The sequence below is a fragment of the Gordonia tangerina genome (genome assembly GCF_021556435.1).
Classification (GTDB): Bacteria; Actinomycetota; Actinomycetes; order Mycobacteriales; family Mycobacteriaceae; genus Gordonia; species Gordonia tangerina.
In genome coordinates this window covers 139525-156850 of the sequence record NZ_JAKGCU010000003.1, presented here as the reverse complement: position 1 = coordinate 156850, position 17326 = coordinate 139525, and the positions used below count along the sequence as shown (strand labels likewise).

General features: G+C 66.3%; 19 protein-coding genes and 2 tRNA genes. 9 read left to right on the top strand and 12 right to left on the bottom strand.

Annotation, left to right across the window (positions count from 1 at the left end):
* The first annotated feature begins 34 nt into the window (after nucleotides 1–34).
* Both rpmB and L1892_RS05935 read left to right on the top strand, forming a co-directional pair.
* Complete coding sequence (gene rpmB / locus L1892_RS05940; RefSeq protein WP_124706538.1) at nucleotides 35–226, top strand: 50S ribosomal protein L28; 192 nt, start codon at nucleotides 35–37, stop codon at nucleotides 224–226.
* 124 nt (nucleotides 227–350) lie between these two features.
* A complete protein-coding gene (locus L1892_RS05935; RefSeq protein WP_235722625.1) occupies nucleotides 351–1166 on the top strand; it encodes an enoyl-CoA hydratase/isomerase family protein in 816 nt (271 codons plus the stop codon).
* 4 nt (nucleotides 1167–1170) lie between these two features.
* On the opposite strand, the gene L1892_RS05930 is transcribed toward L1892_RS05935, so the two are convergent.
* Genes L1892_RS05930 through thiL form a run of 3 tightly spaced genes read right to left on the bottom strand, consistent with a single transcriptional unit; the run spans nucleotide 1171 to nucleotide 3469 of the window.
* A complete protein-coding gene (locus L1892_RS05930) occupies nucleotides 1171–1887 on the bottom strand; it encodes a uracil-DNA glycosylase (protein ID WP_235722624.1) in 717 nt (238 codons plus the stop codon).
* Entirely contained in the window at nucleotides 1884–2405 is a 522-nt protein-coding gene (locus L1892_RS05925) for a gamma carbonic anhydrase family protein (protein ID WP_235722622.1), read from the bottom strand. The genes L1892_RS05930 and L1892_RS05925 overlap by 4 nt, the downstream gene beginning before the upstream one ends.
* Nucleotides 2406–2449: 44 nt before the next feature.
* Nucleotides 2450–3469, bottom strand: a complete 1020-nt coding sequence (thiL, locus tag L1892_RS05920) for a thiamine-phosphate kinase (protein WP_235722620.1) — start codon at nucleotides 3467–3469, stop codon at nucleotides 2450–2452.
* 97 nt (nucleotides 3470–3566) lie between these two features.
* Between thiL and L1892_RS05915 the strand changes: the two genes are divergently transcribed.
* Together L1892_RS05915 and L1892_RS05910 are read left to right on the top strand one after the other, a co-directional pair.
* Nucleotides 3567–3812, top strand: coding sequence for an Lrp/AsnC ligand binding domain-containing protein (locus L1892_RS05915; protein ID WP_235722618.1), 246 nt, complete (start codon nucleotides 3567–3569; stop codon nucleotides 3810–3812).
* Between the two features lie 33 nt (nucleotides 3813–3845).
* On the top strand, nucleotides 3846–4406 hold the full coding sequence (locus tag L1892_RS05910) for a DUF3515 domain-containing protein (protein ID WP_235722617.1): 561 nt from the start codon (nucleotides 3846–3848) through the stop codon (nucleotides 4404–4406).
* A gap of 45 nt (nucleotides 4407–4451) precedes the next feature.
* Here L1892_RS05910 and L1892_RS05905 read toward each other — a convergent pair whose 3' ends face one another.
* Nucleotides 4452–5456 (bottom strand): NAD(P)H-dependent glycerol-3-phosphate dehydrogenase, encoded by a 1005-nt coding sequence (locus L1892_RS05905; protein WP_235722789.1) that lies wholly within the window; start codon nucleotides 5454–5456, stop codon nucleotides 4452–4454.
* A 118-nt stretch (nucleotides 5457–5574) separates the two neighbouring features.
* On the opposite strand from L1892_RS05905, the gene cofC reads away from it, so the two are divergent.
* The 3 genes from cofC to L1892_RS05890 are packed head-to-tail and all read left to right on the top strand — an operon-like array spanning nucleotide 5575 to nucleotide 9500.
* Nucleotides 5575–6360 (top strand): 2-phospho-L-lactate guanylyltransferase, encoded by a 786-nt coding sequence (gene cofC / locus L1892_RS05900; RefSeq protein WP_235722615.1) that lies wholly within the window; start codon nucleotides 5575–5577, stop codon nucleotides 6358–6360.
* A 7-nt stretch (nucleotides 6361–6367) separates the two neighbouring features.
* Nucleotides 6368–8551 carry an RNA degradosome polyphosphate kinase gene (locus tag L1892_RS05895; protein WP_235722613.1) on the top strand — a complete coding sequence of 728 codons (2184 nt, stop codon included), beginning with the start codon at nucleotides 6368–6370 and terminating at the stop codon, nucleotides 8549–8551.
* Nucleotides 8552–8588: 37 nt separating this feature from the next.
* The gene (locus L1892_RS05890) at nucleotides 8589–9500 is read left to right on the top strand and encodes an NUDIX hydrolase (RefSeq protein ID WP_235722611.1); all 912 of its coding nucleotides are present in this window, start codon (nucleotides 8589–8591) and stop codon (nucleotides 9498–9500) included.
* An 88-nt stretch (nucleotides 9501–9588) separates the two neighbouring features.
* On the opposite strand, the gene L1892_RS05885 is transcribed toward L1892_RS05890, so the two are convergent.
* The 3 genes from L1892_RS05885 to leuC all read right to left on the bottom strand — a co-directional run bounded on the left by L1892_RS05885 (nucleotide 9589) and on the right by leuC (nucleotide 12425).
* Nucleotides 9589–10179, bottom strand: a complete 591-nt coding sequence (locus L1892_RS05885; protein ID WP_235722610.1) for an HU family DNA-binding protein — start codon at nucleotides 10177–10179, stop codon at nucleotides 9589–9591.
* A gap of 173 nt (nucleotides 10180–10352) precedes the next feature.
* Entirely contained in the window at nucleotides 10353–10946 is a 594-nt protein-coding gene (leuD, locus tag L1892_RS05880; RefSeq protein ID WP_235722609.1) for a 3-isopropylmalate dehydratase small subunit, read from the bottom strand.
* A 42-nt stretch (nucleotides 10947–10988) separates the two neighbouring features.
* Nucleotides 10989–12425, bottom strand: a complete 1437-nt coding sequence (gene leuC, locus L1892_RS05875; protein ID WP_235722607.1) for a 3-isopropylmalate dehydratase large subunit — start codon at nucleotides 12423–12425, stop codon at nucleotides 10989–10991.
* A 58-nt stretch (nucleotides 12426–12483) separates the two neighbouring features.
* Here leuC and L1892_RS05870 point away from each other — a divergent pair, with 58 nt between their 5' ends.
* Both L1892_RS05870 and L1892_RS05865 read left to right on the top strand, forming a co-directional pair.
* Nucleotides 12484–13221: an IclR family transcriptional regulator gene (locus L1892_RS05870; protein ID WP_235722605.1), complete on the top strand. Its 738-nt coding sequence runs from the start codon at nucleotides 12484–12486 to the stop codon at nucleotides 13219–13221.
* Between the two features lie 34 nt (nucleotides 13222–13255).
* On the top strand, nucleotides 13256–13759 hold the full coding sequence (locus tag L1892_RS05865) for a PPOX class F420-dependent oxidoreductase (RefSeq protein ID WP_235722604.1): 504 nt from the start codon (nucleotides 13256–13258) through the stop codon (nucleotides 13757–13759).
* 57 nt (nucleotides 13760–13816) lie between these two features.
* On the opposite strand, the gene L1892_RS05860 is transcribed toward L1892_RS05865, so the two are convergent.
* The 5 genes from L1892_RS05860 to L1892_RS05840 all read right to left on the bottom strand — a co-directional run bounded on the left by L1892_RS05860 (nucleotide 13817) and on the right by L1892_RS05840 (nucleotide 17219).
* Nucleotides 13817–13889: transfer RNA gene (locus tag L1892_RS05860), tRNA-Glu, on the bottom strand.
* Nucleotides 13890–13957: 68 nt separating this feature from the next.
* Nucleotides 13958–14029: transfer RNA gene (locus L1892_RS05855), tRNA-Gln, on the bottom strand.
* Between the two features lie 99 nt (nucleotides 14030–14128).
* A complete protein-coding gene (gene gltX / locus L1892_RS05850) occupies nucleotides 14129–15604 on the bottom strand; it encodes a glutamate--tRNA ligase (protein WP_235722602.1) in 1476 nt (491 codons plus the stop codon).
* 23 nt (nucleotides 15605–15627) lie between these two features.
* Complete coding sequence (locus L1892_RS05845; RefSeq protein WP_235722601.1) at nucleotides 15628–16449, bottom strand: alpha/beta fold hydrolase; 822 nt, start codon at nucleotides 16447–16449, stop codon at nucleotides 15628–15630.
* Nucleotides 16446–17219 (bottom strand): fumarylacetoacetate hydrolase family protein, encoded by a 774-nt coding sequence (locus tag L1892_RS05840; RefSeq protein ID WP_235722599.1) that lies wholly within the window; start codon nucleotides 17217–17219, stop codon nucleotides 16446–16448. Before L1892_RS05840 ends, L1892_RS05845 begins: the two co-directional genes overlap by 4 nt.
* Between the last annotated feature and the right edge of the window lie 107 nt (nucleotides 17220–17326).

Sequence of the window (17326 nt, the reverse complement as noted above, 5' to 3'; positions counted from 1 at the left end):
ACGACCACTTTCATCAACACAAGGGAGTTCGACGATGGCTGCCGTCTGCGACATCTGCGGCAAGGGACCGGGCTTCGGCAAGTCGGTGTCACACTCGCACCGCCGCACGAACCGCCGGTGGAACCCGAACATTCAGTCGGTGCGCGTCGAGGTCGCGCCGGGGAACCGCAAGCGCAAGAACGTGTGCACCTCCTGCCTGAAGGCCGGCAAGACCGCTCGCGTCTGACGCTCCCGACGGCCTCGGCCGTCGGCGTCGAACCGACATCCACATTGCACCCGACTCCCCGAGCGAACACTAGCTCGGCCCTGGGAGTCGGGTCTTTGTGCGTTGGCACTAGAGTCTGCAGACCATGACCGCTGACCCTGCCACCGCACCCACTGCCGAGCTCGTCACCGAGAGCGACGGCATCCTGACCATCGCGATCTCCTCGGACGCACCGGGCAATCCGCTCAACGACGACGCCCTGTCCGCGGGCGCCGCCGCACTCCGCGAAATCGCGCGCGGAGAGCGCCGGGTCGGGGTGATCCTGCTCAAGGGTCCGGGCGCGAACTTCTGCGCCGGTGGCAACGTCCGCGACTTCGCCTCGGCCGCCCACCGCCCCACCTTCCTGCGTGAGATCGCCGACAATTTCCACGCCTTCGTCAGCGCCCTCCACGAAGCCGATCGGCCGGTCGTCGCCGCGGTCAAGGGCTGGGCCGCCGGCGCCGGGATGAGCATCGTCACCCACGCCGATGTCGCGATCGGCGGGACCTCCACCAAGATGCGACCGGCATACCGCGGTATCGGACTGTCCCCCGACGGCGGGATGACCTGGACGCTACCCCGCATCGTCGGCGCCGCACGCGCCCGTCAGATCATCCTCACCGACCCGGTCATCGACGCGGACAAGGCGCTGAGCTGGGGACTGTTGTCCGACATCGTCGCCGACGACGAGGTCGATTCCACCGCACTCGCCACCGCGGCGAAGATCGCCGCCGGCCCGTGGCAGTCGGACGGGGCCGCCCGCGCCCTGCTCACCCGATCGGCCACCTCGACTCTGGGCGATCAGCTCGCCGCCGAGGCGCAGTCGATCTCCGCATTGTCCGCGGCACCGGAGGGCATCGAGGGTGTCGACGCCTTCGTCGCCAAGCGCAAACCGGACTTCGCGGCCGCCCGCAACGCCTGAAACCTCAGGCGGCGGGCAACCGCCAGTCGATCGGGTCGGCTCCCAGATCCTCGAGCGCGTCGTTGGCTCTGCTGAACGGGCGGGAACCAAAGAACCCTCTGCTCGCCGACAGTGGTGACGGATGAGCCGACTCGATCACCGGGACATCGGGCAGCCACTGCTTGAGTCCGGCGGCGTCGCGTCCCCAGAGAATCGCCACCAGCGGATCGGCCGCCCGCGCGACCAGTGCCTTGATCGCGCATTCGGTGACCTGTTCCCAGCCCTTCCCACGATGCGAGGCAGGCTCCCCCGGCGACACGGTGAGGACCCTGTTCAGCAGCAGCACACCGGATTTCGCCCAGGGAGTCAGATCCCCGTTGGCCGGCTGGGGGTAACCGAGGTCCGCGCAGTACTCGCGGTAGATGTTGGACAGCGACCGCGGTATCGGCGAGACGTCTGGCGCCACCGAAAAACTCAGTCCCACCGCATGCCCGGGCGTCGGATAGGGGTCCTGCCCGACGATCAGCACCCGCACATCGGCGAACGGATTGGTGAACGCACGCAACACATTCCTGCCGGCGGGCAGATAACCGCGTCCGGCCGTGTTCTCGGCACGCAGGAACTGTCCCATCGCGGTGATGACCGGTTCCACGGGAGCCAGCGCATCGGCCCAGCCCGGGTCGATGAGATCCGACAGCGGCTTCGCCCCGTCTCCCGTGGATTCGGTTGTGGGTGAGGTCATCCGATCCTCCGCAGCGACTCCCGGAAGTACTTGGCGTTCTCGAAGTACATCTCGACGTTGAGGTCCACGTGACCCTCCGGCACCTCGAAGCCCTCTCGGACCTTGGCCGGCACACCGAGGGCCATCGTGCGGTCCGGCACGGTGAACTTGAACGGCACGACCGCACCTGCCCCGACGATCGCGCCGCTGCCGACCGTCGATCCATTGAGCACCACCGAACCCGACGCGATGAGGCAGTGATCGCCGATCGTCGCGCCCTCGATGTGCGCGTTGTGCCCGACGACGCATTCGGCGCCGATGACCGTCGCGTCGATCGGGGTGCAGTGGATGATCGTGCCGTCCTGAATGTTGGTCCGTCGGCCCACGGTGATGGTCCCGGAATCGCCCCGCAGAACCGCGGTCGGCCAGATCGACACCCCGTCGCCGAGGGTCACATCCCCGATGACGACCGCATCGGGGTGGACGTACACATCGTCACCGATGGTGGGTTCACGATCACCGAGCGCATAGATAGCCATGCACCGAATCTAAGGCATGCCGAGCGCAGACAATTGGCACGGGCTCAGGACCCGAACGATTGCCACCCCCGCAGATCCTGCACCGCCCGACCGTCCACCCGCACACCGGTGCCGTCGCGGACCTCGCCGATCGTGGTCCAGCCCGGCGGGACCGTACCGGCTGCGAACGCGCCCAACAGTTCGTGATCCTCTCCACCGGCCACGGTCCACTCGCGCAGATCCACACCCAGACGGCGCGCCGCGGAACGCATGTCGCTGCCCACCGGGATGCGATCGCTCGACACCGCGAGCGCCACACCGGAGGCCGCGGCCATGGTGATCAATTCCTCCACGAGCCCGTCGGAGATATCGGTCATCGCATGCGCACCAGCATGCGCCGCCGCCGGCCCCTGTCCCAGGTCGGGCGCCGGAAGTCGATGAGCGGCGACCAGATCGGCGAACTCGGCGAGCAGTTCATCGTTTCCACGGTCGTGCGCGTCGAGCAACAAGGCGAGCCCGGCCGCGCTCGCACCCACCGCCGTGCCGGTGACCGCGAGCACATCGCCAGGCCGCGCGCCGCCGACCACGATCGGCGTCGCACCGTCCAGAGCACCCACGGTGGTCACGGTCAGCACCACCTCATCGGCACCGACGAGGTCACCGCCCAGCACCCGACCACCGAGTCGGTGGGTGGCGTCGAGGATTCCGTCGTTAAGGTCGAGCACGGTGCCGACGGTGGTGTCGGCGGGGCACGCGATGGACACAACGGTGCCGGTCACGCGCCCGCCCATCGCTGCGATGTCGGCGGCACTCTGGATCACCGCGCGGGCCCCGACGGTGCGTGGATCCGACCAATCGAAGCGGAAATGCCGGCCCGCGACCGCGGTGTCGGTGCTGATGACGGTCGGCCCGGCGGTGTCGATCACCGCCGCATCGTCCCCGGAACCGATCACCACATCGGCTGTGCGGTGGGTGGCATCCAACGCTCTCGAGGACCGGGTCAACTCGACGATCAGGCGCCGCTCTCCGACATCGCCGACCGACCTCGACCGATCGACCGGTTCCCCGGCACCTTCGACGGACACCACAACTCCTCGATTCGCTTCCAGTCGCGCTTGGACGGGGTTGTCAGCGACAATACTGACACCGGGTCGACAGCCGGACCCCGGTGCAGACGAGAGGATGGGCGTGGTTCAGGCATACATTCTGATCCAGACCGAGGTCGGAAGGGCCGCGCTGGCAGCGGCAACGATCGCGGAGATCTCCGGTGTCGCCACATCCGAAGAGGTCAGCGGCCCCTACGATGTCATCGTCCGTGTGGACGCAGCAGATGCGGCGCACCTGACCGAGAACGTCGTGCCGCAGATCCAGAAGGTGGACGGAATCACCCGCACCCTCACGTGTCCGGTGGTGCAGTCCTCGCACTGATCTCGGGCGACTCCGCGCACTAGTGTGTTCGTCGTGACCGACGAGAACCAGGCCGGCGAGGCCTCCGGCGACGACGCGCAGGCACGCTACGGCAGCGGCCCGAGACTGAGCCCGGCACTGATCGCCACCCTGGTGGCGATTCCGGCGATGGTCATCGTCGGCTTCATCACCTTCGCGGCGTTGCGACCGGATCCGTCCACACCGATCGAGTCCTACGCATCCGATGAGGCGGCCCCTGCCGATTGCGACAAGCTCATCGCCGCACTGCCGCAGACCTTCGACGGCTTCGGCGACAAGCAGGTCACGGGCACGACGGTGACGTGGTCGTCGGACCTTGACACCGACCCCGTCACACTGCGGTGCGGTATCTCACGTCCCGACGAGCTGTCGCCGACGAGCAACCTGCAGGTGATCAACCCGGTTCAGTGGTTCATCACCGACACCGTCGAAGGTGCCGGCCAGGCATACGTGTGCGTGGACCACCGCCCCTATGTGGCGATGTGGATCCCCGAGAACGCCGGCAACGCACCGATCACCGACGTCAGCGCGGTGATCGACCAGACGTTGCCGCGGGCACCATTGGACTTCGGCTGATATCGGTCGGACGGATCGCGGGTCCGCGGCTGATCCCGGATCGACTCAGTCGTAGATCTCCGGCTTGGTCCGGCGGCCGAGCAACGAGCTCACTGCGTCGGCAACCGACAGTCCCGAATGGCAGACCTGGTGCACTGCGTCGGTCAGCGGCATCTCCACATCGAATTTCACCGCCAGTGCCCGCACCGACGAACACGATTTGACGCCTTCGGCGACCTGCCCGTGTGTGGCTTCCTGCGCCTCCTGCATCGTCGCGCCCTGACCCAGGTGCGCGCCGAAGGTCCGATTGCGCGACAGCGGTGACGAACAGGTGGCGACCAGATCGCCGACGCCGGCCAGGCCGGCGAGGGTCTCGATCTGAGCGCCGACCGCCACGGCCAAGCGGATGGTCTCGGCCAGACCGCGAGTGATGATGGTCGCCAGCGTGTTCTGCCCGAATCCGACGCCGCTGGCCATTCCGCACGCCAGGGCTATGACGTTTTTCACCGCACCGCCGATCTCGCAGCCGACCACATCGGTGTTGGTGTACGGGCGGAAATACCCGGTGTTGAAGGCCTGCTGCAGATTCTGCGCTCGGTGTTCATCGCGACACGCGATGACGGTAGCCGCGGGCTGCCCCTCGGCGATCTCGCGGGCGAGATTGGGTCCGGACAACACCGCGACCCGTTCTACCGGCGCACCGGACACCTCGGCGATGACCTCGCTCATCCGCAGCAGGGTGCTGGTCTCCACCCCCTTCGCCAGCGAGACGAAGGTCGCATCGTCAGCGACGTGTGGCATCCACTCGGTGAGATTGGCCCGCAAGGACTGTGACGGCACCGCACACACCACCACGTCGGCGCCGGTGACCGCGTCGACGACCGAACTCGTCGCGCGCAGACCATCCGGCAGGGTGATGCCGGGCAGATAATCGCCATTGGCGTGGTCGTGGGTGATGCGCTCGGCGAGCTCGGGCCGCCGAGCCCAGATCGTCGTCTCCGTCCCGGCGTCCACCAACACCTTCGCGATCGCGGTTCCCCAGGATCCCGCACCCATCACCACCGCACGCACGATCACTCCTTCGTCGACCACACTTCGCACCTCACACTAGTGGTATGTCCACGAGCGCCGGACCGGATCAGACGGGTGCGCGTCACACTCCGCTCGCGCGATCGGCATCATGGATGCCATGGAATCGACATCACACACCGACGCGGGCGCCCCACGCCCAGGTGATGTCGTGGCCGTCTTGGCGGTCAAACGCCTGGCCGAGGCCAAGTCCCGGTTGGCGGCCAGCCGCGGACCGGCGTCCGACGGATTGCACCGCGACCTCGTGCTGGCGATGCTGCTCGACACCATCGATGCGCTGCGAGGTCCACGCGTCGAGGGCATCGCGGTCATCAGTCCCGACGACGAGGTACTCGCCGCCGCCCGCGCGGCGGGAGCGATCAGTGTGGGCGAGGATCGCGGCGCCCGGCCCATCGACACCGATCGACTCAACCAGGCCTTCGCCGAAGCATCCGCAATCGCGCGCCGCCGCTGGCCGACGGCGCGGACGGTGATGCTTGTGCAAGCGGATCTGCCTGCGGCGACGGCCACCAGCATGCAAGCGGTGATCGCCGCGGCGGACGGATTGCGACAGGCGGTCCTGACCGATCGAAACGGACGCGGCACCACGGTGTTGCTCCGTGATCGCAGCATCACCGAACCGCCACGGTTCGGGCCCGATTCCGCGGCCGCCCACCGCGCCGCCGGAGCGGTCGAACTCGATCCCGGTCACGTCCGCTGGGCGGATCTGCGCACCGACGTCGACACCGCCGCCGATCTCGACGCCGCCCGATCGCTGGGAGTGGGCCGCCACACCGCGGCAATCCTGGGTGAGACGAGGCCGCTGGGCCCCACATCCTCCTCGAATCGCCGCACACCATCGGATTCGGCCACCAAACGTCTCAGCGCCACCCGCGATGCGTCATGATTGAACGGTGAGCCCTGCCGACGACACCGCCACCCAACCGATCACATCGATCCCCGGGGCGCCGCCCGCCGCGACTCTCGTCCCCGAAGAAGCCACGGACCTTCCCGACGACCGGTACCTCAATCGCGAACTGAGCTGGCTGGACTTCAACTCACGTGTCCTGGCGCTGGCCGAGGACACGTCGATGCCATTGCTGGAACGAGCGAAGTTCCTGGCGATCTTCGCCTCCAACCTCGACGAGTTCTTCATGGTGCGCGTAGCCGGGCTGAAGCGACGCGACGAGACCGGGCTGTCGGTGCGCTCGGCGGACGGTTTGTCGCCGCGAGAACAGTTGCGTCGCATCGCCGCGCGCACCCAAACGATCGCCGAACGGCATGCCCGGGTGTTCCTCGATTCGGTGAACCCGGCCCTGTCCGACAACGACATCCACGTCGTCACGTGGGCGCAACTCTCCGACGATCAGAAGACCCGGCTGATCGACTATTTCCACGAAGACGTGTTCCCGGTGCTGACCCCGCTGGCGGTGGACCCCGCGCACCCGTTCCCATATATCAGCGGGCTCTCGCTGAACCTGGCCGTGACGGTCAAGGACGCCAACACCGGTGGCGAACACTTCGCCCGAATCAAGGTTCCCGACAATGTCAGCAGGCTGATCCGGGTAGACACCCTGATGCGCCGCCACGACCCCTCGCAACAGGACGAATCGAAGACGATTCTGCTGCCGCTGGAGACACTGATCGCGGCCAACCTCGGGCATCTGTTCCCGGGCATGGAAATCGTTGAGCATCACGCGTTCCGGATCACCCGGAACGCCGATTTCGAGGTCGAAGAGGACCGCGACGAGGACCTGTTGCAAGCGCTCGAACGCGAACTCGCCCGCCGGCGTTTCGGCTCCCCGGTGCGACTCGAGGTCGCCGACGACATGAGCGAGCACATGCTCGAACTGCTGCTGCGTGAACTCGACGTCAACCCCGATGACGTCATCCAGGTTCCGGGATTGCTGGATCTGTCCTGCCTTTTCGAGGTCAACGGACTCGATCGGCCCCATCTCAAGGACCGCCCGTTCGTTCCCGCGACACATCCGGCGTTCGGCGAACGAGAGACCCCCAAGAGCATTTTCTCCACGCTGCGCGAGGGTGACGTACTCGTGCACCACCCCTACGACTCGTTCTCCACGAGCGTGCAGCGTTTCATCGAACAGGCAGCAGCCGACCCTCAGGTCCTCGCGATCAAGCAGACGCTCTACCGGACCTCGGGCGACTCCCCGATCATCAACGCACTCATCGATGCCGCGGAGGCAGGCAAACAGGTGGTCGCGCTGGTGGAGATCAAGGCGCGATTCGACGAGCAGGCGAACATCAAGTGGGCCAGGCAACTCGAGCAGGCCGGCGTACACGTGGTGTACGGCCTCGTGGGTCTGAAGACACACTGCAAGACCTGTCTGGTGGTGCGCCGCGAGGGCTCGTCGATCCGACGCTACTGCCACATCGGGACCGGCAACTACAACCCTAAGACCGCACGGCTCTACGAGGACGTGGGTCTGTTCACCGCCGCACCCGACATCGGCGCCGACCTCACCGACCTGTTCAACACCCTCACCGGGTACTCGCGAAAGAAGGAGTACCGCAACATCCTGGTGGCGCCGCACGGAATCCGTTCGGGCATCATCGAACGCATCAACGGTGAGATCGACCGCTTCCTCCAGGGCGATACCCGGGCCCGCGTGCAGCTCAAGGCGAATGCCCTCGTCGACGAGCAGGTGATCGACGCCCTGTATCGCGCATCGCAGAACGGTGTCCCTGTCGAGGTCGTGGTCCGCGGCATCTGCGCCTTGCGGCCGGGCATGCCCGGGGTCAGCGAGAACATCGTGGTCCGCTCGATTCTCGGCCAATTCCTCGAGCACTCCCGCGTACTCCACTTCGGTGCGCAGGACGAGTATTGGATCGGTAGCGCCGACATGATGCACCGCAACCTCGACCGTCGGGTGGAGGTGATGGTGCAGGTCCGCGATCACCGCCTGACCACCGAGCTCGGGGACGTCTTCGCCTCCGCCCTGGATCCGCGGACACGGTGTTGGGAACTGCGATCCGACGGCAGCTGGGTGGCATCACCGGCCGCCGGCGAAGAGGTCCGCGACCACCAGCGCCAGATGATCCGACGCAACCGCCGACGACCCGACCACCATTCGTGAACCTGCCGGCAACCTCGAGAACCTAGGATTCTCTTCGATGTCCAAGACAACGAAGACGGTGTGGGCCGCGGGTGCCGTGCTGTGGCGCCCGACCCGCGACGGCGTGGAGATCTGCCTCGTCCACCGACCGCGCTATGACGACTGGACCCTTCCCAAGGGCAAGATCGACGACGGGGAGACACTGGTCTCCACCGCGGTCCGCGAGATCCGCGAGGAGACCGGACAGTTGAGCCGGCTGGGTCGTCATCTGATGGATGTCGGCTACCAGATCCCCAGCGGGTACAAACGCGTGCGCTATTGGTCCGCCCGCGCGCTGGGCGGTGACTTCACCGCGAATCACGAGGTCGATGACCTGCGCTGGCTCGACCCGGCCGCCGCGGCCGGGCTGCTCAGCTACGGGCTGGACCGGAAGGTACTCAAGGAGTTCGAACGCCTCCCGGCCGACGTGCACACCCTGCTGCTGGTGCGTCACGCGCGCGCCGGCCGTCGTTCGCGGTACAAGGGCGACGACCGATTGCGCCCGCTGGACAAATTCGGTCGAGCCCAGGCACGTGACCTGTCGACGTTGCTGGACGCCTTCGGCGCCGAACGTCTGCACTCGGCCGACCGCGTGCGCTGCGAGCAGACCTTGGCTCCTGCGGCCGAGAAGTTGGGTGTGGCGATCGTGCCGGAGACCGCGCTGTCCGAGGAGGCCTACCGCGCCAACTCCGACGCCGCTCATCGCCGCATACGGGAGATCGCGACCGACACATCGGCGATCCACGCGGTGTGCAGCCAGGGGAAGGTGATTCCGCCGCTGATGCAGTGGTGGGCCCATGAGGATGACCTGACCTTGCCCGTCAAGCGCAACAGAAAAGGCAGTGTGTGGGTGCTGTCGACGTCGAATGGCCGACTGCTCGCCGCCGACCACATCGACAGTCCGCTACCGCACACCGACCGCCAGGGCTGATCCACACGCACTGATCGGTCACACGCTTCGGCCCCCGACGAGGGAAGGACGTCGAGGGCCGAGGCGAGCAGATGAAAGTACCGGCGCCTCAGCGGCGGCCGGTGGTCTTCTTGGCTGCGGTCTTCTTGGCTGCGGTCTTCTTGGCCGGAGCCTTCTTGGCCGCGGTCTTCTTGGCCGGAGCCTTCTTGGCCGCGGTCTTCTTGGCCGGAGCCTTCTTGGCCGCAGTCTTCTTCGCCGGCGCCGCCTTCTTGGCCGGTGCTGCCTTCTTGGCTGCGGTCTTCGTGGCCGGAGCCTTCTTCGCCGCGGTCTTCTTCGCCGCGGTCTTCTTGGCTGCGGTCTTCTTCGCCGGCGCCGCCGTTGCACTGCCCCGCTTCACCGCGGGACCGCTGGCGGACAGCTTCTGCTTGCCCGCCACGACCGCCTTGAACTGCGCTCCCGGACGGAACGCGGGAACCGAAGTGGCACGCACCTTCACGGTCTCGCCGGTGCGCGGGTTACGCGCCACACGAGGAGCGCGCTTGCGCTTCTCGAAGACACCGAACCCGGTGATCGTCACGCTCTCGCCCTTGTTCACGGCGCGCACGATCGTGTCCACCACGAGCTCGACAGCGGCCGTCGCAGTCTTGCGATCCGCATCGAGCTTCTTCGTCAGCTCATCAATGAGCTCTGCTTTGTTCATTGAAACCTCCGCAAGCTGTTCTGACCCATCGGTAGGCCAGCTAACTCCACACGGTAAACGTCGAATTCGAAAACGTCCATCTTCCACGCCAATTAACCAGGCATGTTGCGAAATCGAAAGCAGCGATCAGATTCCGGGGACAGGCCAGAACAACCCGTAGACGAGGTTCTCGGTCAGCTGTGCAGCGTCACCGGCTTGAACGACGGCCGCTGTTTTTCGAACTCAGAAATCACCTCTACCTGGCGTAACGTCAATCCGATGTCGTCGAGACCCTCCATCAGACGCCACCTGGTGTAGTCATCAATTGCCAACGGCACCACGAGGTCTCCGGCGGTCACGGTCCGATCGGCAAGACTGACCGTCAGTTCCAGCCCCGGCTGCTCCTCGAGGCGCTTCCAGATGAGTTCGACGTCGGATTGCTCGACCTCGGCGGCCACCAGTCCCGCTTTTCCGGCGTTGCCACGGAAGATGTCGGCGAAGCGCGACGAGATGACCACTCGAAAGCCGAAGTCCGACAGCGCCCAGACCGCGTGTTCCCGCGACGACCCGGTACCGAAGTCCGGACCGGCGACCAGTACCGACCCCTGGCTCCACGGTTCGTTGTTCAGAATGAAATCCGGGTCGGCGCGCCACCCGGCGAACAACCCGTCCTCAAAGCCGGTGCGGGTCACTCGCTTCAGATAGACCGCCGGAATGATCTGGTCGGTGTCGACATTGCTGCGGCGCAGCGGCACGCCGATCCCGGTGTGGGTGATGAATGGTTCCATGATGTGTTCCGATCCTGTGCGTGTGGTGACGAGGGGCGAGGGTCAGCCGAGATCCGCGGGGGCCGACAGCGTTCCCCGGATGGCGGTGGCGGCCGCGACCGCCGGCGAGACCAGGTGGGTGCGGCCACCCTTGCCCTGCCGCCCTTCGAAGTTCCGGTTCGACGTCGACGCGCACCGCTCACCTGGAGCGAGCTGGTCGGGGTTCATGCCCAGACACATCGAGCATCCCGCCTGACGCCACTCGGCGCCGGCTGCGACGAAGATCTCACCGAGCCCTTCATCTTCGGCCTGCGCACGCACCCGCATCGAGCCCGGCACGATCAGCATGCGCATCCCGTCGGCGATGCTGCGCCCCTTCAGGATGTCGGCCACCGCCCGCAGGTCTTCGATCCGCCCGTTGGTACACGATCCGACGAACACGGTGTCCACCTTCACATCGCGAAGCGGCGTTCCGGGCTCCAGGTCCATGTATTCCAACGCTCGTCGGGCCGCGACGGCGTCATTCTCGTCGACGATCTCGGCGGGGTCGGGCACCCGAGCCCCGAGTGGCGCACCCTGGCCCGGGTTGGTTCCCCACGTGACGAACGGCGTCAGCGCAGAGGCATCGATGTGAACCTCGGCGTCGAACTCGGCATCGGGATCGGTTCGCAGACTGTCCCAGTAGGTCACCGCGGCGTCCCAGTCCGCTCCCGTCGGAGCATGGGGGCGCCCCTTGAGGAAGTCGTAGGTCACCTGATCCGGCGCGATCATCCCGGCCCGGGCGCCCGCCTCGATCGACATGTTGCAGATGGTCATCCGGGCTTCCATCGACAACTTCTCGATGGCCGCTCCGCGGTATTCGAGGATGTACCCCTGGCCGCCGCCGGTCCCGATCTTGGCGATCACCGCAAGAATGAGGTCCTTGCTGGTGACACCCGCCGGCAGCTCGCCGTCGACGGTGATCGCCATCGTCTTGAACGGGCGCAAGGACAATGTCTGCGTGGCCAACACGTGTTCGACCTCGGAGGTTCCGATGCCCATGGCGATCGATCCGAACGCACCATGTGTGGAGGTGTGACTGTCACCGCACACCACCGTCATCCCAGGCTGGGTCAACCCGAGCTGCGGGCCCACCACGTGCACGATGCCCTGCTCGGCATCGCCCATGGGATGCAGGCGAATCCCGAACTCCTCGCAATTGTGGCGCAGCGTCTCGACCTGAGTGCGTGACACCTCGTCGGCGATCGGCTTGAAGATGTCGACCGTCGGAACGTTGTGATCCTCGGTGGCGATGGTCAGATCCGGTCGGCGCACGGGACGCTCGGCGAGCCGGAGGCCGTCGAAAGCCTGCGGGCTTGTTACCTCGTGCACGAGATGGAGGTCGATGTAGATCAGGTCGGGATTACGATTCCCGGCACCATCGGTGTCGCCGCGTGCGACGACGTGGTCGTCCCACACTTTTTCGGCAAGAGTACGCGGCGCGTTGGGGCTGGAGCTCATGGCACTACTCGCATCTGTCGGGGGTGCATCTCATTATCTGGGACGCTAGTATCGTCCTATGGGAAAGGATAGCGCATCGCCGACGACGAGCGGAATCGGCGTGCTCGACAAATCTGTGGTGGTACTCCACGCGATCGCCGAGGCTCCGTGCAATCTGACCGAGTTGTGCGACCGCACCGGATTGCCGCGGGCGACGGCGCACCGACTCGCAGTCGGGTTGGAAACCCATCGCCTCCTGGCGCGCAACTCCTCGGGCCGCTGGTATCCCGGTCCCGCGCTGGCGGAACTGGCCGCCGCCTCCTCGCACGACCCGGTCCGCGAGGCGGCCCTGATGGTACTGCCGCGACTGCGGGAGATCACCGGCGAATCTGTTCAGGTCTACCGTCGCGAGGGCGCCGAACGAGTGTGCATCGCTGCCATGGAACCGCCGACCGGGCTACGCGACACCGTCCCGGTGGGTACCCGATTCCCGATGAGCGCCGGATCGGCCGCCAAGGTCCTGCTCGCCTGGACCGACTCGAGCACCCAACGCGCCCTGGTACACGACAGCGTCTTCAGCGAGCGGGCACTGCACGAGATACGACGCCGCGGCTGGGCGCAGAGCGCCGGTGAACGTGCGGCCGGGGTGGCCAGTGTGTCCGCGCCGGTCCGCGACGCCACCGGAGACGTGGTCGCGGCCATCTCGGTTTCCGGGCCGATCGACCGCATGGGGCGACGCCCCGGAGCACGCTGGGCAGCCGATCTGCTCGCCGCCGCCGACGCGATCCACAAACGGCTGCAACCGACCCGCACCTGACCCGCCGGCACCCGCGGTCGGTTAGCGTCACTGCATGGGAGTCAATCAACGCAGCCAGATCGTCATGTCCGACGCCGAGATCGAGACCTTCGTCGCCAACAGCCGCACCGCGACGCTGGCGACCACGGGTCCCGATGGCGGCATCCATCTCGTGGCCATGTGGTACGGCGTGGTCAACGGCGAGATCTGGTTCGAGACGAAGGCCAAATCGCAGAAGGCGGTCAACCTGCGCCGCAACAGTCGCTGCACCGTGATGATCGAAGACGGGGACACCTACGACACCCTGCGCGGGGTGTCCTTCGAGGGGAGCGCCGAGATCCTCGACGACCCGGACTCGTGCCTGCGCGTCGGCATCAGCGTCTGGGAGCGATACACCGGGCCGTACACCGACGAGATGCGGCCCTTCGTCGACCAGATGATGCACAAGCGGGTGGCCGTGCGCCTGATCCCGGCAAAGGTGCGATCGTGGGATCACCGCAAGCTCGGCCTCGACCCGATGCCCGTCGCGGGCAGCACCGCCCCATCGGCCGACGACTGACGCCCCGCACACCGAAGAAGGCGCCTCCTCCGAAATCGGAGGAGGCGCCTTCCTGTGTAGCCCCGACGGGATTCGAACCCGCGCTACCGCCTTGAGAGGGCGGCGTCCTAGGCCGCTAGACGACGGGGCCATGGACACGCTATTCAGTTGGAACCATCAGGATATTGCCTCGGTCAGAGATCGTATCCCAACAGCTCGCTGGGGTACCAGGACTCGAACCTAGAATGGCTGAACCAGAATCAGCTGTGTTGCCAATTACACCATACCCCAAGGTTTTCCCTTCTCCGATTCGGCGTCCCGGCCGGAAAAGAACCGAGGAGAAGATTACCAAAGGTATCCCCCTAGACCACAAATCGGCAGGTCAAACCCCTATTTTGCGATCATCTCGCGGGCCGCGCCCAGCCGCGCGAGGCTCTTGTCACGACCGAGCAGCTCCATCGACTCGTACAGCGGGGGGCTCACCTGCGACCCCGTGACAGCCACCCGCACCGGCCCGAACGCCTTTCGGGGTTTGAGCCCCAACTCATCGACGAGGGCCGTTGTGAGCGCCTCCTCGATCGCCGACGCCGTCCAACCGTCCACCGCACCCAGCGCCGCCGACGCGGCATCGAGCACCGGTCCCGCATCGCCTCCGAGGTTCTTGGCCGCCGATTTCTCGTCGATCACGAAATCGGCGTCGGAGAGATAGAGGAACGACATCAGCGGCCATGCGTCGCCGAGCACCTGGATGCGGGTCTGCACGAGTTCGGCCAGGGTTACGAAGGTGGCCTCGTCGACCGGTTCGCCGAGCTTGCCCGCCCCGACGAGGTAGTGCCGGAGCCGATCGGCGAAGTCGGCCGGCTCCAGCCGCCGGATGTGTTCGGCGTTGATCGCGTCGGCCTTCTTCTGGTCGAATCGAGCCGGATTCGAGTTCACCTGGCGCACATCGAAAGCCGCGACCATTTCGTCGAGGGTGAAGATGTCGTTGTCACCGGAGAAGCCCCACCCGAGCAATGCCAGATAGTTCAGCAGACCCTCCGGGATGAATCCACGATCCCGATGGTGGAAGAGATTCGACTCCGGGTCGCGTTTGGAGAGCTTTTTGTTGCCCTCCCCCATCACGAACGGGAGGTGCCCGAATTCCGGCACCCGGTCGGCGATCCCCACCCTGATGAGCGCGTCGTACAGGGCGATTTGCCGTGGGGTCGAGGAGAAGAGATCCTCCCCACGCAGCACGTGGGTGATCTTCATCATCGCGTCGTCGACGGGATTCACCAACGTGTACAGCGGGTCACCACTCGCACGGGTCAACGCGAAGTCCGGGACCGTGCCCGCCTTGATCGTGGTGGTACCCCGAACGAGATCGTCCCAGGTAATGTCATGGTCCGGCATACGCAGTCGCACAACAGCTTTGCGTCCTTCTGCACGAAAATCCGCACGCTGCTGATCAGTCAGCTCACGATCGAAATTGTCGTAGCCGAGCTTGGGGTCCCGTCCCGCGGCGCGGTGCCGCGCCTCGACCTCCTCCGGAGTGGAGAATGCCTCATAGGCCTCCCCAGCCTCGAGCAGCCGAGCCACCACGTCGAGATGGAGGCCACGTCGCTCCGACTGCCGATAGGGCCCGTAGGGACCTCCCACCTCGGGCCCCTCGTCCCAGTCGAGGCCCAGCCAGCGCAACGCGTCGAGGATCGCCTCGTAGGACTCCTGGGTGTCGCGCGCCGCGTCGGTGTCCTCGATCCGGAAGACGAAGGTGCCCTTGTCGTGGCGCGCCTGCGCGAAGTTGAACAGCGCCGTCCGGGCGAGCCCCACGTGGGGGGTACCGGTCGGGGACGGACAGAAGCGAACGCGCACATCGGAACCACTCATGGTGGTCAGCATATCGAACCGGCTCAGCGATGGGTTCCGAGGAACTCGATCAGCAGCCGGTTCACCTCGGCGGGCTGTTCGAGGTAGCCGAAATGGCCGGCTTTCGCGATCTCCTCGTAGCGGGCCCCGGGGATGGCGTCGGCGACCTCGCGGGCCAGTTTCGGCGGGAGCGTGCGATCGTCGGCGAAACCGATCACCAAGGCGGGACGCGCGATGGCTCGGTACGCGGCAAGCCGATCCGACTCACGATCGTGCAGTCCCAGCTGCGCCCGGACGCCCGCGGTGACGGTCTGCGGCGAGAATCCGATCACATCGAGCCAGTCCTTGGCCGTCCGGTCATCGTCGAGTGTGTGCGGGGAGAGGTTGAGATGCGCGGTGATCGCCGCCGCATACTCCGGCGGCAACGTGATCTTGTTGTCGTAGAGCGCCCGCTCCCCCGCCGAGATCGCCTGCTGGAGCGGAGTGTTGCGACCGTAGGTGGCGATCATCACCGCGGCCTTCACGATGTCGGGTCGCGCCAGGGCCAACTCCTGGGTGATGCGCGCACCGAGCGAGGTTCCGACCACCAGCGCCGGACCGGCCGCGAGATGCTCGATCAACGCGGCGGTGTCGGCGACCATGTCGTCGGCGGTGAAGCCCTCGACGCACTCCGAGGACGGCGAGATGCCACGGTTGTCGAAGGTGATCACCCGATACCCGGCCTTGACCAGCGCAGGCTGCTGGTGGGCCTGCCAGACCCGGCCCGGGCTGCCGGTTCCCATCACCATCACCACCAGCGGCCCACTACCGACATCCTCGTAGGCGAGCTCGATCCCGTTGACGCGCGCGATGTTCGGCCCCTTCACGGTTTGTCCACCACCGGGTTGGACAGCGTGCCGATCCCCTCAACGGTGACCGCCACGCGCTGGCCCGCAACCATCGGGCCGACGCCCTCGGGGGTGCCGGTCAGGATCACATCACCTGGTAGCAGGGTCATGATCCGCGAGATCCACTCGATGATCTCACCGACGCCGTGGAGCATCAGCGAGGTCCGCGAGCGTTGTTTGACCTCCCCGTCGAGTTCGGTGGTCACCTCGACATCGTTCGGGTCGAACTGGGTCTCGATCCAGGGACCGAGCGGACAGAAGCTGTCATAACCCTTGCCACGGGTCCACTGGCCGTCTGCCTGCTGCTGATCACGGGCGGTGACGTCGTTGGCCACGGTATAGCCCAGGATCACCTCCGCGGCCTTGGCCGCTGCGACGTCCTTGCAGGGCTGCCCGATGACGACCGCCAGTTCCCCCTCGTAGTCGACCCGCTCGGAGTTCGGCGGACGCACGATCGGAACCTCCGGACCGATGATCGAGGTGTTCGGCTTGATGAAGATCACCGGATCGGCCGGTTGCTCACCCCCCATCTCGGTGACATGTGCGGCGTAGTTCTTACCGATGCAGATCACCTTGGAGGCCAGGATCGGCGCGAGCAGACGGACGTCGGCCAGCGCCCACGATCGTCCGGTGAACGACGGTGTGCCGAACGGATGCTCCGCGATCTCACGCGCCCGAGGGCCGTCCTCGGCGTCCTCGATGGCGACAAAGGCGACCCCGTCCGGGCTGGCTACTCGACCTAAACGCATGGCACGACACTATCGCACCGCCTTTTCTCAGCACTCGGGACGCGGGTTGGACCAGCCCACGCCTCGTTTTACAATGTGGACGTTGTGTTTCACATATTGAGATGGAG

Excerpts from the sequence above, each read along its gene's own strand:
- gltX (WP_235722602.1), bottom strand. The coding sequence starts at position 15,604 with ATGAGTGGTTCCGATGTGCGCGTTCGCTTCTGTCCGTCCCCGACCGGT.
- L1892_RS05885 (WP_235722610.1), bottom strand. The coding sequence starts at position 10,179 with ATGAACAAAGCAGAGCTCATTGATGAGCTGACGAAGAAGCTCGATGCG.
- L1892_RS05870 (WP_235722605.1), top strand. The coding sequence starts at position 12,484 with ATGGGAAAGGATAGCGCATCGCCGACGACGAGCGGAATCGGCGTGCTC.
- L1892_RS05865 (WP_235722604.1), top strand. The coding sequence starts at position 13,256 with ATGGGAGTCAATCAACGCAGCCAGATCGTCATGTCCGACGCCGAGATC.
- leuD (WP_235722609.1), bottom strand. The coding sequence starts at position 10,946 with ATGGAACCATTCATCACCCACACCGGGATCGGCGTGCCGCTGCGCCGC.
- cofC (WP_235722615.1), top strand. The coding sequence starts at position 5,575 with ATGGAATCGACATCACACACCGACGCGGGCGCCCCACGCCCAGGTGAT.
- L1892_RS05840 (WP_235722599.1), bottom strand. The coding sequence starts at position 17,219 with ATGCGTTTAGGTCGAGTAGCCAGCCCGGACGGGGTCGCCTTTGTCGCC.
- L1892_RS05930 (WP_235722624.1), bottom strand. The coding sequence starts at position 1,887 with ATGACCTCACCCACAACCGAATCCACGGGAGACGGGGCGAAGCCGCTG.
- rpmB (WP_124706538.1), top strand. The coding sequence starts at position 35 with ATGGCTGCCGTCTGCGACATCTGCGGCAAGGGACCGGGCTTCGGCAAG.
- L1892_RS05925 (WP_235722622.1), bottom strand. The coding sequence starts at position 2,405 with ATGGCTATCTATGCGCTCGGTGATCGTGAACCCACCATCGGTGACGAT.
- leuC (WP_235722607.1), bottom strand. The coding sequence starts at position 12,425 with ATGAGCTCCAGCCCCAACGCGCCGCGTACTCTTGCCGAAAAAGTGTGG.
- L1892_RS05890 (WP_235722611.1), top strand. The coding sequence starts at position 8,589 with ATGTCCAAGACAACGAAGACGGTGTGGGCCGCGGGTGCCGTGCTGTGG.
- L1892_RS05935 (WP_235722625.1), top strand. The coding sequence starts at position 351 with ATGACCGCTGACCCTGCCACCGCACCCACTGCCGAGCTCGTCACCGAG.
- L1892_RS05915 (WP_235722618.1), top strand. The coding sequence starts at position 3,567 with ATGGGCGTGGTTCAGGCATACATTCTGATCCAGACCGAGGTCGGAAGG.